An 18,043-nucleotide genomic window follows, 5' to 3' on the forward strand; every position below is an offset into this window, starting at 1 on the left:
ATCTGCTCGGTGGGAGGTTTCCGGCGGGTGGAGCGGTGTGTCCGCATGGCTGCCGGGTGGACACCGCTGAGGTGCGCGGGGCCTGGACGGTGCTCGCCCATCAGGTGTGCGCGCTGCGGCTGCGGCACCTGGCCGCGTCCGAGGATGCCGCGGATCGGGTGAGCGCGGCCCGGGGACTGGAGCGGTACGCGGCCCTGTACGCGGAGTTGACCAGGCCGGGGGAGCACAGCGGTGCGCCCGACTGGATGCTGCGCGGCCGGCTCTTCCAGCAGGCGCTGACCGAGGCGATCTGGGCGGTGAACATCGGGCACGCGGCCTGGAGCCTCGCCGAGCGCGGCGAGGGCACCGGCACCGGCACCGGCACCGGCACCGGCACCGGCACCGGCACCGGCACCGGTACCAGCACCGGCGGCGCGGCCGTGGCACGCCTGCTCGCCGCGCTCGCGCACTCCGCGGAGGCGGCCCGCGAGCGGCTGGTGGCCCGTGGCGACGAGCGCTCCAACTACACCGCGTGGCTGAACGCCGCCGCCGTGGTCTGCCGCGGCCGCCGCGACGGCGACCTGCGCGGCCACCCGGGACTGGCCACCCACCCCGACGGATGGGAGTGGGAAGGCAGCACCTACTACCACCTGTTCGTGCTGCGGGCCTACCTGCTGTCGCTGCGCGGCTGCGACCCGGCCCGGATCGCGCCGGACGACCGGGAGCGGCTCGCGGCGATGGCCGCCGCGCTGGCCGGGACCGCCGCGCCCGACGGCGACCTGCCGGAGCTGCACGACGGGCCCTACCGGCGAGCCGAGGCCCTGGCCGAGCTGCACGAAGTGTGCCTGCTGGTGCACCAGTTGTTCACCGGCGAACCGCTGGCCGAGGTCCTGGACCGGGTCCGGTCCCGGTCCGCGGCGCCCGCGCCGGACGTCGAGGGCTGGTTCGACGGCCCCGCGCTGCCGTGGCCGTACTCCCGGCCGCGCCGGTCCTTCCCCGACGCCGGATTCGCGGTGGTCAGGGGCGGCGGCGTGCACGCCGTCCTGGACGCCGGCCCGCACGGCGGCGGCCACGGCCACCAGGACAAGCTCGCGCTGTACCTGTACGGCCCGGACGGCGTGGCGTGGCAGCCGGACCCCGGCCAGGTGCCGTACGCGCACCGCGCTTTCCGGGCGTACTACGCCTCGACCGCCGCGCACCCGGCCTTCAGCGTGGACGGCGCGGACCAGCGGCAGGTGGACGCGCGGCTGGACCGGGCGGACGAGCGCGCCGCGCACGGCGTGTGCGCGCAGGCGTACGACGGGGTGACCGCCACCCGCACGGTCACCGCGGCCGCGGGCTACCTGCTCGACGTGCTGACCGTCGAGGCCGACCGCGAGCGCACGCTCACCGCGCACCTGCGCCCGGCGGTGGAGTTCGACGCGGTGCGCGGCCCGGACGGCGTGGTCCGCACCGTCTGGGGCGACGAGGCGGGCCCGGTCCTCACCGGCAGCCATGTCGCCTCGGTGCAGGCGGAGTTCGCGGTCCGGCCGCACCCGGGACCGGCCGACGACCCGGCGGCCGTCCGGCAGGGCGCCGACTGGTCCGCGCACGGCCGCCGCGTCGTCTTCGCCTCGGCCTACTGCCGCGGGCTGTCCCCGGTCCGCGCCATGCGGCTGGACGGTTCGCTGCTCGCCGTCGAACTCCTCGACGGCACCACCGACCACCACGACCTGGGAGAGTGAGCCGAAGTGCTACTACTCGACGGCGAGTTGGAGACGCTGCGGGCCGAACTGCGCACCGTGCGGGCCGCGCAGTGGCGCAGGCTGTACGAGCAGTGCGACTGGTACCGCGGCCAGACGCCGCCAGCCGAGCATCCCACCGCCAGCATCACGTACTTCGGCCCCGCGGCCGCGAACCTCGCGCTCGCCTACCGCCTCACCGGCCGGCGCGGCTACCTCGACGAGTGCCGGCGCTGGATCTCCGCGTGCGTGGCCTACCCGCACTGGGGCAAGGCCAGCATGCCCGACCACGACCTCGACGCCGGCTGGCTGCTGCACGGGCTGTCGCTGGCGTACTCCTGGCTGGGCGAGGACCTGGAACCGGACCGGCGCGCGGAGTTGCGGGAGAAGCTGACCCTCCAGGGTGAGCGGCTTTGGGCGTACGTCCAGCAGAACAAGGGCACGTGGTGGACGGACGCCTACTGGCAGAACCACAACTGGATCTGCTGGACCGGGCTGGCCACGGCCGGTTACGCGCTCGGCCGCCCCGAGTGGTCCGACGCGGCCCGCGCCAACCTGGAGACGGTGCTGGCCCATCTCGCCCGCGACGGCTCCGACTCCGAGGGCGTCGTCTACTGGCGCTACGGCGTGCCCTGGCTGGCGATCCACGCCGACCTCGTCCAACGGGTCGAGGGCGCCGACCTGTTCAAGACGTGCGACTTCCTGCGCAACACCACGAACTGGCGGCTGCACCAGTCGGCCGGCGGCACCTTCGAGGAGAACATCGACCACGGCGACTGCCACGACCGTCGCAGCGGCCACAGCGTCGCCCTGTACTACCGGCTCGCCGCCGCGTACGCCGACCCCACCGCCCAGTGGCTCGGCTCCCTCGTCGCCGAACGGCACTTCTGGCGCGAGGCGTACGCGTCGGGGGTCCGGCCCGGCGTGATGCCCGAGGCGTACCTCGAACTGCTCTGGTACGACCCGCGGATACCCACCCGCGCCCCGGGCGGGGAGACACCGGCCACCGCGTACTTCCCGGACCTCGGGCAGATCACCGCCCGCACCGGCTGGGACGCCCCGGCCACCGTCGTCAGTTTCAAGGCGGCACCCGGCGGGGGCCACCACGCGTGGGAGGAGGGCGAGCGGCTGCGGCGCGCGACCGGCTGGGAGGCCGCCAGCGCGGGACACCACCACCCCGACGCGGGCGCGTTCGTCATCGCCTCGCGCGGCGCCTTCCTCGCGGTGGACGAGGGCTACAGCAACCGCAAGCGCGCCGCGCACCACAACCTGGTGCTGGTCGACGGACAGGGCTGGGCCGACGAGGACCGCTACCACGTCTACCGCGACATCCCCTACGAGCGGCGGCCGCGGGTGCGGGACGTGCTCGCCGAGGGCGGGTTCGCGCACGCCACCAGCGAGACGGCCTGCATGTTCCCCGCCGAACTCGGCGTGACCCGGCTGGACCGCACGCTCGTGGTGACCCCGCGCGGCCGGGTCGTCGTGCTCGACCTGCTCGCGGCCGGGCAGCCCCGGGAGTGGACGTTCGTGCTGCACTCCGACTGGCCGGCCGAGGAACTCGACGGCGAGAGCTGGCTGTTGGCGTCGGGCCCGGCCCAGGCGCGGCTGACCCGGCTGGCCCCGCGGACGGTGCGCGCCACGCGCTTCGCGACTCCGATCGAGGCGAACCCCACGTCCAGCACGCCGAGTCTGCGGATCGAGAAGACCCTCCAGACCCTGCACCTGACCACCGAACCCGCCCGGGAGACAGCGCTGTTGACGGTCATCGAGTGCGCCGACGCCTTCGACGCCACACCGGCGGCCGCAGTGGCGCTCGATACGGCCGAGGGCTGGGGTGTCCGGGTCGGCCGGGGCGAGGACGCCGAAACGGTGCTGCTCGCCCCGCTCACCCGGCGGATCGACGCGGGCGGTGTACGGGCGGACGCGGCCGCCGTCGTCATGTCGGGCGGCCGCACCGCGGTGGTCGGGGCGCGCACGGTGCACCGAGGAGGGCAGCGACTCCTGGCGTCCGGCGAGCCGGTCACCGCGATCCTGAGCTGACCGCGAGCCGGCGCCGGCCGCCACCTCCGGCCCACCACCTCCGACCCCTCACCTCCCTCCACCGCACATCCACGGCACACCGATCGGCAGGAGCACACTCATGGACGGCTGGGAACGCAAGGCGCTGCGCGCCGCGGAGTTCGTCGCCTACCCGGCCCTGGCCGGAGCCGCGTTCTGCGTGCTCGCGCTCGGCGTCGTCACCTGGCTGCCGGCCCTGGCGGCGGCCGCCACCGCGCTGCAGAGCTGGCGCACCGACGGCTCGGGCCGCTGCTTCACCGCGACGCTGCGGGCCTTCCCGGCGCAGTGGCGGCGGCTGCGGGGCGAAGCGCTCGTCGGCACGGCGGTGTTGCTGCTCTGCGTCTCCAACACCGTGTTCCTGGTGGGGCGGAGCGGTCCCGCGCTGGCGCTGCTGCCCGTGCAGGCCGTCCTGCTCGCCGCGGCGGCGGTCTACGCCGTCGCCCTCGCGGTGACGACGACGCTCCAACCGGACGCGAAGCGAAGGGAGTTGCACCAGGCGGCGGCGGTCTTCGCGTTCGGCTCGCCGCGGCGCACCCTCGGCCTCGTGGCGGCGGTGGCCGTGCTGCCGCTGTCGGTGCTGCCGGTGCCGCTCGGACCGGTGCTGCTCGGGCCGACGTTGCCGCTGATGGCCGCGCTGTCCCTGGCCGCCCCGGTGACACCGGCCGGCCTTCGCGTGGCGCCGGGTGCGTACGGCCGTGGCCCGTCCGTAAGGGCGTCGTCGGCGGCTCCACACGGTCCCGCGAGGCCGGCGCCGTCGCCCCTGTAGCGGCAGGTGCGTCGGCCCGCGGGGCGCGACCGGCGCCCGGTCGGTTCGGTCGGCCCGGGAGGCCCGTCGAGGCTCGCACGGACGCCCGCATTGCCGACTGACACGCGCCTGACACGAGCCTGGCGCGCGGCGCCGATCGTTGCCGGAGCGCCGCCCCGCGGGAAGCGCCGCCCTTGTAGCCTGGAGCAATGGCCCCATCCACGCCGGTGTCCGCGGGCGCACCGAGGAATCCTTCCGCCGCGCCGGAGTTGGCCCGCCTGGAAGTGGCGCTGTCGGCGCTGATGCGGTGGAGCGAGAGCAAGTACATCCGGGCCGAGGTGGCCCGCCGGTCGGGGTGCGACATCCCGGCGAGCGCGCTGCGGCTGCTGGAGCACTTCGACGTCGCCGGCGCGATGCGGGTGTCGGACATCGCGGAGTGCCTGCGGATCGACATCTCGACGGTCTCCCTCCAGCTTCGCCAGCTGAAGGCCGACGCGCTGGTCAGCCGGCTCCGGGACCCGTCCGACGGCCGCTCCGGGGTCATCGCGATCACCGAACGCGGCCGCGAGGCCCTCGCGCGGGTCCGGGCCGCACGCTGCGAACTGCTCGCCACCGTCTTCACCGAGGCGGTGCCGGACGAGCTCGGCCGGGCCGCCGACACCCTGATCCAGGTCCAGGACCACATGCTCGCGGGCATGGTCGAGGCGGGCTACGTCAAGTCGCTCGACTGACCGCCGCGTTGGCCCCCGCGCCGACCTCCCCCGGCCCCCGGCCCCCGGCCCCCCGCCCCGAGCGCGCCCGAGTCTCCCTGCACCCGCACACGGACCCGCACCCGCACCCGACGGCCCCCGCCGCCAGGGAAGTTCGCCCCGCGTCCCCGAGGTGTGCCGAAGTCCCCACCCCCGCAAGCGCGTTGCCCGCCTCCCGGCAATCTGCTTTGATTGATCAAACTAGTTGAAGAGAGCCTGGGGGAGACCATGGGGACCACCGTCATCACCGGCGGCACCGACGGCATCGGCCGCGCGCTGGCCGACCGCTACCTGGAGCGCGGCCACGACGTGCTGATCGTCGGCACCAGCGCCGAGAAGGGCGAGGCGTTCCTGGCCGCCGCCGAGCGGAGCGGCGCCGGCGACCGGGCACGGTTCCTCCGGGCCGACCTGAGCCGGGTGGCGGAGAACCACCGCGTCATCGCCGAGATCACCCGCGGCTACCCGGCCGTCGACCTGCTGGTGCTGGGCGCGCGCTTCCACCGCTCGACCCGGGCGGAGACCCCGGACGGGCTGGAGAGCAACTTCGCGCTGTACTACCTCAGCCGCCACCTGCTCAGCCACGGGCTGATCGCACCGCTCAGCCGTGCCGAGCGAGCCGTCGTGCTCAACTTCGGCGGCTCCGGCCAGGCCGGCCCGGTCCGCTGGAACGACCTGCAACTGCGCCACGGCTACCCGGGCACCGGCGCCCTCGGCCACGGCGGCGCCCTCTGCGACCTGCTCGGCGTCCACTTCGCCCGGCTGCACGCCGACACCCCCGTGCACTACGTCCTCAACCACCCCGGGGTGGTGTCCACCAGCTTCGCGGGGGAGTACGACCCGGCCACCGCGGCCGCCGTCGACCGGCTGAAGGCGACCGGCAAGCCCGTCACCGAGGCCCTCGCGCAGATCCAGCCGTTCCTCGACGAGCCGCCCGCCCGCCTCACCGCCGTACTGGAGGGCCGCCAAGTCCCCACCGACGGGCAGGCGTTCGACCCGGCGGACGCCGCCCGCCTGCACGAGATGACCGAGCGGCTCCTCGCCGGCCTGCCGCGATGACGGCGCCCGTCGCACGCCCGAGGGGCGCCCGCCCCGGCAACCGCCAGGTCAGGCGCCCCACGTGCGGGTCCGGGCCGGCCGTCAGACTGCCGAGGTGTCCTTCACCTGGGGCAACTCGGGTGCGGCGGCGACGGGTTCGGGCCCGCCCTCGCTGAGGCCGATCCGTCCGTGCAGCGTGCGCAGGAACCCGGGCGCGTACCAGGCCGAGCGGCCCAGCAGCCGCATCGCGGCCGGGACCAGGACCCCGCGGACGGCGATCGCGTCGATGAGGATGGCCAGTCCGCTGCCGAGGCCGAACATCTGCATGAAGCTGACCTTGGCCGTGCCGAAGGCGAAGAAGCTGACCGCGAGCAGGCAGGCGGCCGCAGTGACGATGCGGCCGGTGTGCCCCAGGCCGTTGGCGACGGCGGACCCGGTGTCCTCGCCCTGGTCGTGGAGTTCCTTGATCCGGCTGGTGACGAACACCTCGTAGTCCATCGACAGGCCGAAGACGATGCAGAACATCAGCACCGTCATCGACACCTCCATCGGCTGCGCGGTGAAGCCGAACAGGCCCGACAGGTGGCCGCTCTGGAAGATCCACGTCATGGCGCCGAGGGTCGTTCCCAGGGTGATCACATTGAGCACCAGGGCGCGCAGCGGCTGCACCACGCTGCCGGTGAACAGGAAGAGCAGCACGAAGGTGGTGAGGGCGACCAGGCCGATGGCGAGCGGGAGGTGGCTGCTGATGGAGTGCTTGGCGTCGACCAGTTCGGCGTCCTGCCCGCCCACCAGCGGGTGCGCGCCGGGCGGCGGAGCCAGCGCCCGCACCTCGCGGACGAGGTCCTGCGCGTCGTCCGACCTCGGCGTCAACGAGCTGACCACGCTGATCCGTTGGGCGTCCGGCCGGCCGAGGCCGGCGCTGCCGGGGTCGGCCGCCGAGCGTTGCCCGCCGGCGTAGGTCGCGGTGCTGGTCTCGACGCGCTCCACGCCCTTGAGACGGGACAGCTCCGTCGCGTACGCGCCCAACGGGCCCTCGCCCACCCGCTGGTCGATGACGATCTGCAAGGCCGTGTCGTCGTTGCCGTCGAAGTTCTTCTGTAGCGCCGCGGACACCTGGCGGCTCTCGGCGTTCGTGGGCAGCACGCGCTCGTCCGGAGTGCCGAAGGTGATCCCCAGCAGGGGGCTCGCCGCCACCAGCAGGACCGCGAGCACGGGCAGCGCGGTGAGCGCGGGCCGCCGCATGACGGTGCGCGCCAGCCGACCCCACGCGGATTCCCGCACGCCGGAGCGCTCGGACTTCAGCCACGGCAGCCGCCCGCTGTTGACCCGGTGGCCCAGGACGGCGAGCAGCGGCGGCAGCACGAACAGGGCGCTGAGGGCCGCGATGGCGACGACCCCGACCCCGGCGTAGCCGAACGAGCGCAGGAAGTACTGCGGGAAGACCAGCAGCGCGGCCAGCGCGGCGGCCACGGTCGCGGAGGAGAACGCGACGGTGCGGCCCGCGGTGTGTACGGTGCGCCGGACCGCGTCGTCCACGCTCGCCCCGGTCGCGAGCTGCTCCCGGAAGCGGCTGATCATCAGCAGGGCGTAGTCGATGCCCAGTCCCAGGCCGAGGGCCGTGGTGAGGTTGGTCGCGGTGTCGGCCACGCTGGTGAGGCTGCCGAGCAGGGAGAGCAGGGCGAACGAGCCCAGCACGGCGATGGTGGCGATCGCCAGCGGCAGCAGCGCGGCGACCACGCTGCCGAAGACGAACAGGAGCAGCACGAGGGTCAGCGGGATGGCGATGCTCTCGGCCAGGAAGAGATCGCTCACCACCTGCTTGGACATGTCGGAGTTCACCGCGGCGCCGCCGCCGGCCTTGACGGTGAGCGTGTGCCCGTAAGTGCCGCTGTAGGTGTCGATGAGGTGCTCGGCGCTCTTCTTCTGCTGGGTCTCGTCGCCCTTGACGTGGGCGAGCACCATGGCCTCGCGGCCGTCCCGCGAACGGAGTCGGGCGCTGTGCGTGTCCCAGAACGAGACGACGTTCGCCAGGGTGCTCTCGTGCTTGAGGTCGGCCTCCAGCGCGCGGCCGCTGCGCTCCGCGGCCGGGGTGTCGATGCGGCCGCCGCCGGCCCGGACCAGCAGCACCAGGTTCGTCTCACCGCCGAACTTCCGGTCGATGACGTTGCTCGCCCGGGTCGACTGGGAGGAGGGGTCGTCGAATCCACCGCCCAACAGCTTGGTGAACGCGCCGCTGCCCGCGGCACCCATGAGGGCCGTTGCCACGACAGCGACGATGAGTACCAGCCGGGACCGGCGGATCGCCAGTTCGGCTATGCGTTGGAACACGCGGGATCTCCTCTTTGTCCTTGCGCTTGCGGTGAAGGCGACGTGGCGGCGGCCGGGAGGCAGGGGGGAACCACGCGGCGCTCGACGGCGGCTGGGCGCGCGTCGGAACCTGGCGCGCCACCGGCACCGGCACCGCGCTCTTCGTCGCGGCAACGACGTTAGTGAGACGGAGCGGGAGTTGGCAGTGTGAGATTTACCTGACAGTGTTCGAATTCCTGAAGACCGCCAGAAGGCGCAGGCCGTACGGTGGCTCCATGCCCGCAGAAGAGCACGCCACGGCCCCGCCCACCCTGCGCGAGCGGCGCCGGGCCGCCGCCGTCCGGGAGATCCTGGAGGCCGCCGAGCGCCAGATCGCCGAGGATGGCCCCGCGGCGCTGTCCCTGCGGGCGGTCGCCCGCAGCCTCGGCATGACCGTGCAGGCCCTCTACCACTACTTCCCGAAGCGGGAAGCCCTCGTCACGTCGCTGGTCGCCAAGGAGTACGAAGACCTGGCCGACGCGCTGCAGGCCGCCCTCGACGGCGTGCCGGACTCCTCGGACGTGCCGCGCCTGGTGGCCGCGACCGAGGGCTACCGCCGCTGGGCCATGGCCCACCCCGAGCGGTTCCAACTCCTCTTCGGCACGCCGCTGCGCGGCTATGCGGCCCCCGCCGAGGGCGCCACCACCAAGGCGATGCGCCGGATAGCCGGCATCTTCCAGCGCGAGCTGTTCGACGGGTTCAGCAGGGAGCAACTCGCGGCGGCCGACACCTCAGCGCTCTCACCCGAACTCCTGGCACACCTGGAGAGCCTGCCGGCCGAAGGGCCGGGCGAGCTGCCGCCGCCCGCGATCGCGCTCTTCGTCGACGCGTGGGGGCGGGTGCACGGCCTCGTCGTCCTGGAGGTCTTCGGGCAGACCTCGTTCATCGGCGACGGCCAGGCCGAGATCTTCCGGATGGCGATGGCGCACATGCTCCAGGACGTCCACCGCCGCATACCCGCCGCGGTCAGCGCGCCGGCCTGATCCCTACGCACTGACGGGGCGTCAACTGACCTTCACCATCAGGATCTTGTCGTCACCCGGCTTCGGACTGATCCGGCCGTCGGTGTTGCTGGTGGTCACCAGCAGCCCGCCGTCGTAGGCCAGGACGGTGCGCAGCCGGCCGTAGGTGGCGACCAGCTTGCTCTGCGGCGCGGCGACCAGCTTGGTGCCGTTCAGCGGGATGCGCCACAGCCGCTCGCCCTTCAGGGCCGCCATCCAGATGCAGCCGTCGGCCCAGGCGATGCCGCTGGGGGAGTCCTGCTCGGTGCCGAACTGGGCGACGGGCGAGGTGTATCCGGGGTGGCTGGTCTTTCCCTGGGTGGCGGGCCAGCCGTAGTTGTGGCCGGCCTTGATCAGGTTCAGCTCGTCGGCCTTCTTGTCGCCGAGTTCGGAGGCCCACAGGTTCCCGGACGGGTCCCAGGCCAGGCCCTGCACGTTGCGGTGGCCGAGGGTGTAGACGACGGAGTGGCCGAAGGGATTGCCCGGTGCCGGCTTGCCGTCCGGCGTCATCCGCAGGATCTTGCCGCCGAGCGAGGACTTGTTCTGCGGCAGGGTCTTGTTCTCGGCGTCGCCGGTGCCCGCGTAGAGGAAGCCGTCCGGGCCGAAGGCGATCCGGCCGCCGTCGTGGTGGATGTTGCGGGGGATGCCCTTGAGGATGACGTCGAGCTTGCCGAGCTGGTGGCCGGCGGTCGCGGAGGGCGTGTACGTCAGCCTCGCGATGCGGTTGTCGGTCGCCGTGGAGAAGTAGACGTAGATCAGCTGGTTCGCGCCGAAGTCCGGGGAGAGCGCCAGCCCGAGCAGGCCGGTCTCGCCCGCGGAGCTCTTGGTGGAGACCACCCCGGGCACCGTGCCGGCCACGGTGCGCTTGCCGGTGCCGGCCGCGATCCGCTGGATCACCCCGGTGTCGCGCGAGTTCACCAGCAGGTCGCCGCCGGGCAGCGCGGCCATGCCCCACGGCACGTCCAGGTTCTTGGCGACGGTGCGGGTGACCGCCGCCGATCCGGAGGCGGCGCCCGCGGTCGCGGTCGGCGTCGCGGTCGCGGGTGCCGAGGCGGGGGCGGAACCCGCGGTACCGGCAGGGGCCGACGCGCTCGCCGACGGTGACGCCGATGACGACGCGCCGGCGTCGCCGGACGGGGTGGACGTGCTGCCGCCCGATCCCGACGAGCAGCCGGCGAGCAGCACGGCCGCCACCGCGGCGGCGCCCACCGCGGTGCCCCGCCCGCGCCGGCCCGCGGCCCCGATCCGCCGCTGCGGGAGGAAGCGGTCCGCGTGCTCCGTCAGTGTCCTGCGCCTTGCCGTCATCCGACGGTCGCCCTTCTCGTACCCGGTGCCGTGCGCCGGTGTGCCGTATGCCGTATGCCGTATGCCGACCGGGCCCGGTCCGGGCCCTCGGGCCACTCCTACCCCATGCCCGGGCCCGCCGCGACCGGCACCGGGCACCAGCGCCCGAACGGCCCCTCCCGTTCCCTCCCGTTCCTTCCCGTTCCTTCCCGGGCCCGGGGCCCGCCGATCCGTGCGCGGGGGTGCGGGTCGGGGCGTGGGTCGGCGTGTGCGTCGGGGTGCGAGTCCGGGTCCGCGCTCGGGTCGGGCCGTCGTACTGCCCGGCGCCCGGACCGCCGACGCCCGCGCGCACCGCCGGCGGGCGGCACCGGAAGGCGCGGGACGGTCGGGGTCGGCTCAAGTCCGTTGAGCGGGCGGGGCGGAGGGCGCACCGGGGGTGAAGGCCGTCGCGAGCCGGTCGAGCAGCGCCGCGGTGGACGGGTGCGGGTCGCGACGGGGCGCGAGGGCGTAGACGCCACGGGTCGGAGGGTCCACGAGGGCCACGGTCGTGACGTCGGTCCGGAGCGCGGACCTCAGCACCCCGGGGATCAGCGCGACGGCGTGGCCGGTCGCCACCAGGGCGATCTTGCCGGGCAGATCGGCGGCGGTCAGGTCGATGCGGGCGGTGACGCCGGCGCGGGCGGCGTGCCGGCGCAGCAGCGCAGCGGAGCCGTCGTTGTCCTCGACCCAGGTCTCGCCGGCCAGCGCCTCGACGGGTACGGGGCCGCGCCCGGCGCGGAGATGGCCGGCCGGCAGCACGACGACCATGGCGTCCACCCCGAGGAACCGCCGCTCGACCCGCGGATCGTCGGGGAGCCCGGGCGGCGCGTCGGTGACCACGGCGACATCGAGATCGCCGGCGGCCACCCGGTCGTGCAGGTCCGCGCTCAGCCCGGGCGACAGGCTCCAGCCGAGGGGGCCTTCCGCGTCCAGCAGGCGGCGGATCGCCGCGGGCACCACCCCGGCCGCCAGGGACGGCGTCGCACCGACGGCCAGCGGCCGGCCGGCCACCCCGTCGCGCAGGTCGCGGACGGCGCGGACCGCGCGCTCGGCCTCGTTGAGCGCGACCAGGGCGTGGCGGCGGAACACCTCGCCGGCCGGCGTCGGGCGCACCCCCCGCGCGTGGCGTTCCACCAGCGGCACGCCGAGTCGGCGCTCCAGCCCGGCGATCTGCCGGGAGACCGCCGACTGGGTGTGCCCGAGCTCCTCGGCCGCCGCCGACAGCGAGCCGAGCCGGCACACCGTCACGAACGCCCGCCACACCAGCAGATCCATGACGCCAGTATGCCCGCTGCCATGCGCATCACGCAGAGCTGACCTGCGAGATCTGCGCTTGTCGCAGCCATCGCGATGTACCAGGCTGGACGTATGACCACCACACCGCACACGGTCGCGGTCCTCGGCCTGGGCCGGATGGGCGCCGCGATCGCCGCACGGCTGGCCGGAGAGGGCTGGGACGTCGTCGGCTGGACGCGCTCCGGGCGCGCGGCCGGCGCCGTCCGTACCACCGGCGACCCGAACGACGCCGTGGCGAAGGCCGACGTGATGCTCCTGGCGTTGTACGACGGCCCGGCCTGCCGCGAGGTCGCCGACCGGGTCCGCGTGTCGCTGCGCCCCGACACGCTCGTGCTCAACACCAGCACCATCGCCCCCGCCGAAGCAGCGCTGCTGGCAAGGGAGTTCGGCCCGTCCTACGTCCATGCCCCGGTGCTCGGCTCGGTGCCGGCCGCCACCGCGGGGACGCTGCGGATTCTCGCCGCCGCCGAGGGCCCCGCGCTGGACCGGGCGCGACCGGTCCTGGCGGCGCTCGGCACCGTGCGGGCGGTGGACGACGCGGCAACCGCCGCCGCGCTCAAGCTGGTTGCCAACAGCTCGCTGGCCGGCGCGGTGCTCGCGCTGGGCGAGTCGCTGCGGCAGGCCGACGCCCTGGGCGTGCCCCGCGCCCAGGCACTGGACGTCCTCGAACTCGGGCACCTCGGTGGTCTCGTCACCCGCAAGCGAGCTTTTCTCGGCGATCAACCGGCCCTAGCCGCCGCCGAGTTCACGATCGGCACGCTCGCCAAGGACATGGCGCTGCTGGCGGCGGCGTCGGACGTCCCGCTGCGCGGCGCGGCCGAGTTGGCCGCCTGCCCGGCCGGCTCTGACGCCGACATCGCCCTCGCCGCCACCGTGCCCGCCCCCGGTGACGCGGTGCTCGCCCCGCTGCGCGCCTACCAGCGCGGGCACGCCACCGGCGACCCCGGCCACTTCCGCGACGCGTTCCTGCCCACCGCGCACATCGAGGGCCTGCGGGACGGCGCGTTCGTGTCGTGGCGACTGGACGACTACTGCGCCCTGTTCGGCGGCCGGCCGGCGCCGGACGAGCCGGCCCGCTCGCGCCGTATCGACTCCGTCGAGGTCCGCGGCACCGTGGCGACCGCGACCATGACGCTCCGGCACGGCCCGGACACCTTCACCGACCTCTTCCTGCTGGTCCAGGGCGGCGACGGTTGGCGTATCGCCAACAAGGTGTACCACCGGCACCCTTGAGGCGGCGGAAGAGACGTCCGGCTCGTACCGAGGCGGGTCCGCCGCTCCCCGCGGTCCGCGCGAGGGTCAGCGCCTGATCTCCGCTTCCAGTCGTCGCGCACGATCGACTCCCGGCCGTGGTCCGTGGCGATCAGGCAGGCGTCGGAGAACGGGTGGGAGCCCTTGAGGGTGTTGGCCGGCGCGACCTGGGTGCGGCCCAGCGGCATCGCGCGGGCGGCCTTCTCCGGCACGCCGACGGTGCGCACGGTCTCGTGCAGGGCCTCCGTCAGCGGCGCGCCCGCCATGCAGGCGGTGGTCTCGACCAACGTCGACTCCAGCACGGCGGGTTGCTTGACGGTGACCCGGTGGACATCGACCGCGGGCGCGTACCTCACGCGGATCACGGAGCCGGCCGGATTCTGCTGGGCCTCGTCGCCGCCCTCGTACGCGGCGACGACCTCCTGCGGGGCCGCGATCTGCGGGGCCGCGATGCGAAGCTCCCGCGGCCACCGGGGCCTGCCGCGTACGGCGGGTGCCGAGGTCCGTACGGGGCGGGTCGCCGGGCTCCGCGCGGCGGACCCTAGGTCGCGGTCAGCCGGCGGACCGCCTCGACGACCGCGGCGCGCTGGGCGGCGGCGTCCGCGAAGGAGGGCCGGGTCATCTTGTCGTAGGTGCTCGGCCAGGCGCGTACCAGCGCCATGATGAACACCAGCAGCGAGGCCGCGTCCAGGCCGCTGTCATGCGCGCGGGCGTCCCGCAGCGCCGACAGCTTCTCGGCGGTGGAACGCTCCTCCGCCTCGGTCGACCGGGAGCCCTCCAGCACGCGCCACAGGGCGAGCCGGTGCCGCTCGGGGTGGTCGATCAGGTAGTCGAAGAGGTGGCCCGCGTAGCCCGGCAGGTCGTCGGTGGTCAGCGGCACCGTCTCGACGAGCTGGCCCAGCGAGTGCTCCAGGACGGCGGCGAACAGCGCCTCCTTGTTGCCGAAGTAGGCATAGATCATCCGCTTGTTGACGCCCGCGTGCTCGGCGATGCGGTCGATCCGCGCGCCGGCCTCGCCGTGGGCGGCGAACTCGGCCACCGCCGCGTGCAGCAGCTTCTCCCTGGTCCTGTCCGGGTCCCGTGCCATGCCCCCATCGTAAATAACCAGACAGTTATTGACAATGAGAAAAGCCCTGCCTATAAAAGTATCTAGATGGTTACTTCAGGGAGGCCGACATGACAGACAAGACCACGACAGGCAAGACGTGGTTCATCACCGGCGCCTCGCGCGGCTTCGGCCGGGTGTGGACGCAGGCGGCGCTGGAGCGCGGCGACCGGGTGGCCGCGACGGCCCGCGACACCGGCACGCTCGCCCCGCTCACCGAGAAGTGGGGCGACGCGGTGCTCCCCATCCGGCTCGATGTCACCGACCGCGACGCCTGCTTCGCCGCCGTCGCGCAGGCGCACGCCCGGTTCGGCACGCTCGACGTGGTCGTCAACAACGCCGGCTACGGGCTGTTCGGCATGGTGGAGGAGGTGACCGAGGAGCAGGCGCGGCGCCAGATCGATACGAACCTGTTCGGCCCGTTGTGGGTGACGCAGGCCGCGCTGCCCGTGCTGCGCGGCCAGGGCAGCGGGCACATCATCCAGGTGTCGTCGGTCGGCGGCGTGTTCGCGCTGCCCGGCCTCGGGCTCTACCACGCCTCCAAGTGGGGCCTGGAGGGTATGACGTCCAGCCTGGCCATGGAGGTCCGGCCGTTCGGCGTCAAGGTGACCCTGGTCGAACCGGCCGGCTTCGCCACCGACTGGCAGGGCGCCTCGGCGGACCAGGCCGAACACTCGCCCGCGTACGCGGAGTTCCGTGCGAACCTGCCGGTCAGCGCCTCCGCACGGCGCGGCGACCCCGACGCGACCGCCGCGGCGATCCTGGCGATCGCCGACGCCGACGAGCCGCCGCTGCGGGTCTTCCTGGGTGACCAGCCGCTCCCGCTGATGCGCGCCGAGTACGCCCGGCGGATCACCGAGTGGGAGGCATGGGACGACCTTTCCGGCAAGGCGTTCGGCTGAGGTGCCCGCCACCGGCAGCCGCGGCGGGCCGGCCGCTCCGGTACGCCGATCGGAGCGGCCGGCCGGCGATGGGCAGGTCTGAACGTCCGGGTCGCGGGCACGCGGACGGCGTGAACACTTCAGCAGGGACAGCGGCCGGCCGGCGCGGCATCGGGAGAACGGCCGGCGGCACGGCCGTCGAGTGGGGCGGGCGCGCCGGTTTCGCGGCGCGCGGCGTGATCTACGTACTCGTCGGCGTGCTGGCGGTGCGCGTCGCGTTCTCCGACGCGGGCGGGCAGCAGGCCGACCGGGGCGGCGCGCTCGCGGAGATCGCCCACGAGCCGTTCGGCGAGGTGCTGGTGTGGCTGCTGGGCGCGGGGCTGGCGGGCATGGCGCTGTGGCGGCTCTCCGAGGCGGCCTTCGGCCAGGCGGGCCCCGACGGCGGCAAGCCCGCCAAGCGCGCGGCGGCCGCGGGGCGTTGCGTCTTCTACGCGTTCGTGTCGTACTCCGTCCTCGCCTACGCGGTGGGCGACAAGGGGAGCGGGAGCGGCTCGACCGACAAGCGGACCGACGACGTGACGGCCCGGGTCCTCGACTGGCCGGGCGGGCAGTGGATCGCCGGCGTCGCCGGGGTCGCGGTGGCCTGCGCCGGCGCGTGGATCGCCGCCCGTGCGGTGATGCGCAAGTTCCACAAGCACCTGAAGATGGGCGAGATGTCGGTACGGCAGCGTCGCGTCGTGGACTTCCTCGGGGTGTCCGGCGGGGCGGCGCGAGGTGTCCTCTTCGCGACGGCCGGCGTGTTCGCGGTGGTGGCCGCGGTCCAGCACCGGCCGGGCGAGTCCAAGGGCATGGACGACACGCTGAGGTCGTTCGCCGGGACGCCCGCGGGCCCGTGGCTGCTGGTGCTCGTTGCCGTGGGCCTGGTCGCCTTCGGCGGCTTCTCCTGGGCCAGCGCCCGCTGGCGCGCGCTCTGATGACTCCGGGCCGGGCTGGCTTCATGCCCTCGTTGGCTCCGTTTCCTCCGCTTTTCTGAGACTTGACCCATATTTCACCCTCGCAGCGGCGTTCGTACGGGAATGTTCGCATTGAGTGGCGGGAATGGACGGAGGGTGAGCACGCGCAGAAGTTTTCTCGGCACCGCCACCGCGGTCGGCGCCCTGGCACTCCTCGACGGCGCCGACGCCGCGGCCGCGGCCGGACCGGACGCGGCGGCGCCGGAACTGCCCGCCCGGCACGCGGTTCTCGCGGTCGACACCGCCACCCAGCGCCACTACGACGCGCTCCGGGCCGAGTTGGCCCGGCGGCTCGGCCCGGTGATCGTCGTGCAGAACGACGACCGGGGCGGCCTGTACACCCTGGTCCACCACGGGACGCGGGAGTCGGCGCACCCGGTCCCCGCGCTCTTCGCGCTGGCCAAGTCGATCGCCCACGCCCCGCTGGGCATCTACTCGATCGTCGCGCCGTATCTGGACCACCGGGTTCCGGGCCTGCCCGGCGCGCCCCGCCCCGACCGGCACGACCTGCGGATGGTGGCGTTCAAGGGGCCCCGGACGAAGGACTGGGTCGGCCCGCTCCGCGAGTTCGGCGCCACCCTGACCACCGCCCGGCGGCAGCTCGGCGACGCGCGCCTGCCACGGGAGCTGGCGGCGTCCAGTGCGCAGATCCTCGATGCCGCCGTGGAGTTCGCCGAGAGGTCCGTCCGGCGCGGCGCCTTCGACATGCGGTCGTTCGAGCACTTCACGAGCGGCCTGGACGACGCCATCGGCACCAACCTCAGCTACGCGGCCCGGGCGCAGATCGCGGGCGTGGAAGGGCTCATGAAGCGGTGGCGGGCCGAGGTCGGCGAGGCGGACTGGCCCGGCCTGTACGTCGTCGTGCTGTCGATCTGGACGACGTCCGCGCCGAACCAGAACTCGCTCATCGTCAAGCGGTTCCTGGACCCCGCGACGGCGGACGTGCACCTGATCGACCTGCCGACGGCCCAACTCCCCGCCGACCCGGTCCTCGTGGCCCTCGACAACCTGGCCCGGATCGTGCAGGACAACGTCGCGGCGGAGCTGGTCTTCCCCACCGACCGGAAGCTGGCGGACGCGCTGAAGGGCCCCGAGGATCTGCTCGCGCCGGCGATCCGGCGCCAACTCGCCTGCCCCTACCGGACGTCGGCCGCCCCGCGGAAGGACGCCGGGGCGGCCTCGTAGCGCGGACCGGGGCCGCACGGTGCCGGTCACCGCCGCTCGGGCGAGCGAGGGTGACCCGTCGGCGGGCTCACCTGGACGCCTTCCCCGGTCCGCCGCCGCGTGGCCCGGGGCGCGGGGTCCTCCTGGACGACCACCACCTCGCCGGGAGCGGGACGAGCGCGCCCGGGGCTCGACGTGGACGCGGGAAATCGAGGGTGGACGCGAGAGATCGAGCTGTGGACGCGCCGAGGGGAGCCGCCTCCACCGCGCGCGTCGATCATCCCGACTGGCGGCGCACTCGCCGGGCCCGGCAGGGTGGTCCCGAGCTGGGCAGAAGGACCGAGCAGCAGGTCCGACCAGAAGGCACCGAGGA

14 protein-coding genes and 1 pseudogene are annotated in these 18,043 nt (G+C 74.2%); 10 read left to right on the forward strand and 5 right to left on the reverse strand.

Translation table 11 applies throughout. From position 1 onward, the window contains the following. Positions 1-56: 56 nt before the first annotated feature. From ACIPAE_RS32115 to ACIPAE_RS32135, 5 genes are all read left to right on the forward strand, one after another. On the forward strand, positions 57-1,703 hold the full coding sequence (locus ACIPAE_RS32115) for a heparinase II/III family protein (RefSeq protein WP_402450053.1): 1,647 nt from the start codon (positions 57-59) through the stop codon (positions 1,701-1,703). Between the two features lie 6 nt (positions 1,704-1,709). Further along, a complete protein-coding gene (locus ACIPAE_RS32120; RefSeq protein WP_402450056.1) occupies positions 1,710-3,740 on the forward strand; it encodes a hypothetical protein in 2,031 nt (676 codons plus the stop codon). 100 nt (positions 3,741-3,840) lie between these two features. Then, the gene (locus ACIPAE_RS32125; RefSeq protein WP_402450059.1) at positions 3,841-4,524 is read left to right on the forward strand and encodes a hypothetical protein; all 684 of its coding nucleotides are present in this window, start codon (positions 3,841-3,843) and stop codon (positions 4,522-4,524) included. Between the two features lie 188 nt (positions 4,525-4,712). Beyond that, entirely contained in the window at positions 4,713-5,234 is a 522-nt protein-coding gene (locus tag ACIPAE_RS32130; protein WP_402450061.1) for a MarR family winged helix-turn-helix transcriptional regulator, read from the forward strand. A 246-nt stretch (positions 5,235-5,480) separates the two neighbouring features. Beyond that, the gene (locus ACIPAE_RS32135) at positions 5,481-6,308 is read left to right on the forward strand and encodes an SDR family NAD(P)-dependent oxidoreductase (protein WP_402450064.1); all 828 of its coding nucleotides are present in this window, start codon (positions 5,481-5,483) and stop codon (positions 6,306-6,308) included. An 81-nt stretch (positions 6,309-6,389) separates the two neighbouring features. Here ACIPAE_RS32135 and ACIPAE_RS32140 read toward each other — a convergent pair whose 3' ends face one another. Further along, positions 6,390-8,618: an MMPL family transporter gene (locus ACIPAE_RS32140; protein WP_402450067.1), complete on the reverse strand. Its 2,229-nt coding sequence runs from the start codon at positions 8,616-8,618 to the stop codon at positions 6,390-6,392. A 254-nt stretch (positions 8,619-8,872) separates the two neighbouring features. On the opposite strand from ACIPAE_RS32140, the gene ACIPAE_RS32145 reads away from it, so the two are divergent. Then, positions 8,873-9,619, forward strand: a complete 747-nt coding sequence (locus ACIPAE_RS32145; RefSeq protein ID WP_329362051.1) for a TetR/AcrR family transcriptional regulator — start codon at positions 8,873-8,875, stop codon at positions 9,617-9,619. A gap of 21 nt (positions 9,620-9,640) precedes the next feature. Here ACIPAE_RS32145 and ACIPAE_RS32150 read toward each other — a convergent pair whose 3' ends face one another. Further along, positions 9,641-10,942: a PQQ-dependent sugar dehydrogenase gene (locus tag ACIPAE_RS32150; protein WP_402450069.1), complete on the reverse strand. Its 1,302-nt coding sequence runs from the start codon at positions 10,940-10,942 to the stop codon at positions 9,641-9,643. 375 nt (positions 10,943-11,317) lie between these two features. Beyond that, a complete protein-coding gene (locus tag ACIPAE_RS32155; protein WP_402450071.1) occupies positions 11,318-12,235 on the reverse strand; it encodes a LysR family transcriptional regulator in 918 nt (305 codons plus the stop codon). Between the two features lie 93 nt (positions 12,236-12,328). Here ACIPAE_RS32155 and ACIPAE_RS32160 point away from each other — a divergent pair, with 93 nt between their 5' ends. Beyond that, positions 12,329-13,489, forward strand: a complete 1,161-nt coding sequence (locus tag ACIPAE_RS32160) for a nuclear transport factor 2 family protein (protein ID WP_402450073.1) — start codon at positions 12,329-12,331, stop codon at positions 13,487-13,489. 80 nt (positions 13,490-13,569) lie between these two features. On the opposite strand, the pseudogene ACIPAE_RS32165 reads toward ACIPAE_RS32160, so the two are convergent. Together ACIPAE_RS32165 and ACIPAE_RS32170 are read right to left on the reverse strand one after the other, a co-directional pair. Then, positions 13,570-13,944 (reverse strand): annotated as a pseudogene (locus ACIPAE_RS32165) (phosphogluconate dehydrogenase C-terminal domain-containing protein); the annotation flags it as partial. Between the two features lie 104 nt (positions 13,945-14,048). Further along, complete coding sequence (locus tag ACIPAE_RS32170; RefSeq protein WP_402450075.1) at positions 14,049-14,594, reverse strand: TetR/AcrR family transcriptional regulator; 546 nt, start codon at positions 14,592-14,594, stop codon at positions 14,049-14,051. Positions 14,595-14,683: 89 nt separating this feature from the next. Here ACIPAE_RS32170 and ACIPAE_RS32175 point away from each other — a divergent pair, with 89 nt between their 5' ends. From ACIPAE_RS32175 to ACIPAE_RS32185, 3 genes are all read left to right on the forward strand, one after another. Beyond that, positions 14,684-15,514, forward strand: coding sequence for an SDR family NAD(P)-dependent oxidoreductase (locus tag ACIPAE_RS32175; RefSeq protein WP_402450077.1), 831 nt, complete (start codon positions 14,684-14,686; stop codon positions 15,512-15,514). Between the two features lie 110 nt (positions 15,515-15,624). After that, positions 15,625-16,467: a DUF1206 domain-containing protein gene (locus ACIPAE_RS32180; protein WP_329362044.1), complete on the forward strand. Its 843-nt coding sequence runs from the start codon at positions 15,625-15,627 to the stop codon at positions 16,465-16,467. A gap of 135 nt (positions 16,468-16,602) precedes the next feature. Then, entirely contained in the window at positions 16,603-17,691 is a 1,089-nt protein-coding gene (locus ACIPAE_RS32185; RefSeq protein ID WP_402450080.1) for a hypothetical protein, read from the forward strand. Positions 17,692-18,043 lie beyond the last annotated feature (352 nt).

The organism is Streptomyces sp. NPDC087270 (assembly GCF_044744625.1).
GTDB lineage: Bacteria > Actinomycetota > Actinomycetes > Streptomycetales > Streptomycetaceae > Actinacidiphila.

Coding starts and splice junctions, on each gene's coding strand:
- ACIPAE_RS32125 (WP_402450059.1), top strand. CDS start 3,841: ATGGACGGCTGGGAACGCAAGGCGCTGCGCGCCGCGGAGTTCGTCGCC.
- ACIPAE_RS32130 (WP_402450061.1), top strand. CDS start 4,713: ATGGCCCCATCCACGCCGGTGTCCGCGGGCGCACCGAGGAATCCTTCC.
- ACIPAE_RS32135 (WP_402450064.1), top strand. CDS start 5,481: ATGGGGACCACCGTCATCACCGGCGGCACCGACGGCATCGGCCGCGCG.
- ACIPAE_RS32145 (WP_329362051.1), top strand. CDS start 8,873: ATGCCCGCAGAAGAGCACGCCACGGCCCCGCCCACCCTGCGCGAGCGG.
- ACIPAE_RS32150 (WP_402450069.1), bottom strand. CDS start 10,942: ATGACGGCAAGGCGCAGGACACTGACGGAGCACGCGGACCGCTTCCTC.
- ACIPAE_RS32155 (WP_402450071.1), bottom strand. CDS start 12,235: ATGGATCTGCTGGTGTGGCGGGCGTTCGTGACGGTGTGCCGGCTCGGC.
- ACIPAE_RS32160 (WP_402450073.1), top strand. CDS start 12,329: ATGACCACCACACCGCACACGGTCGCGGTCCTCGGCCTGGGCCGGATG.
- ACIPAE_RS32170 (WP_402450075.1), bottom strand. CDS start 14,594: ATGGCACGGGACCCGGACAGGACCAGGGAGAAGCTGCTGCACGCGGCG.
- ACIPAE_RS32175 (WP_402450077.1), top strand. CDS start 14,684: ATGACAGACAAGACCACGACAGGCAAGACGTGGTTCATCACCGGCGCC.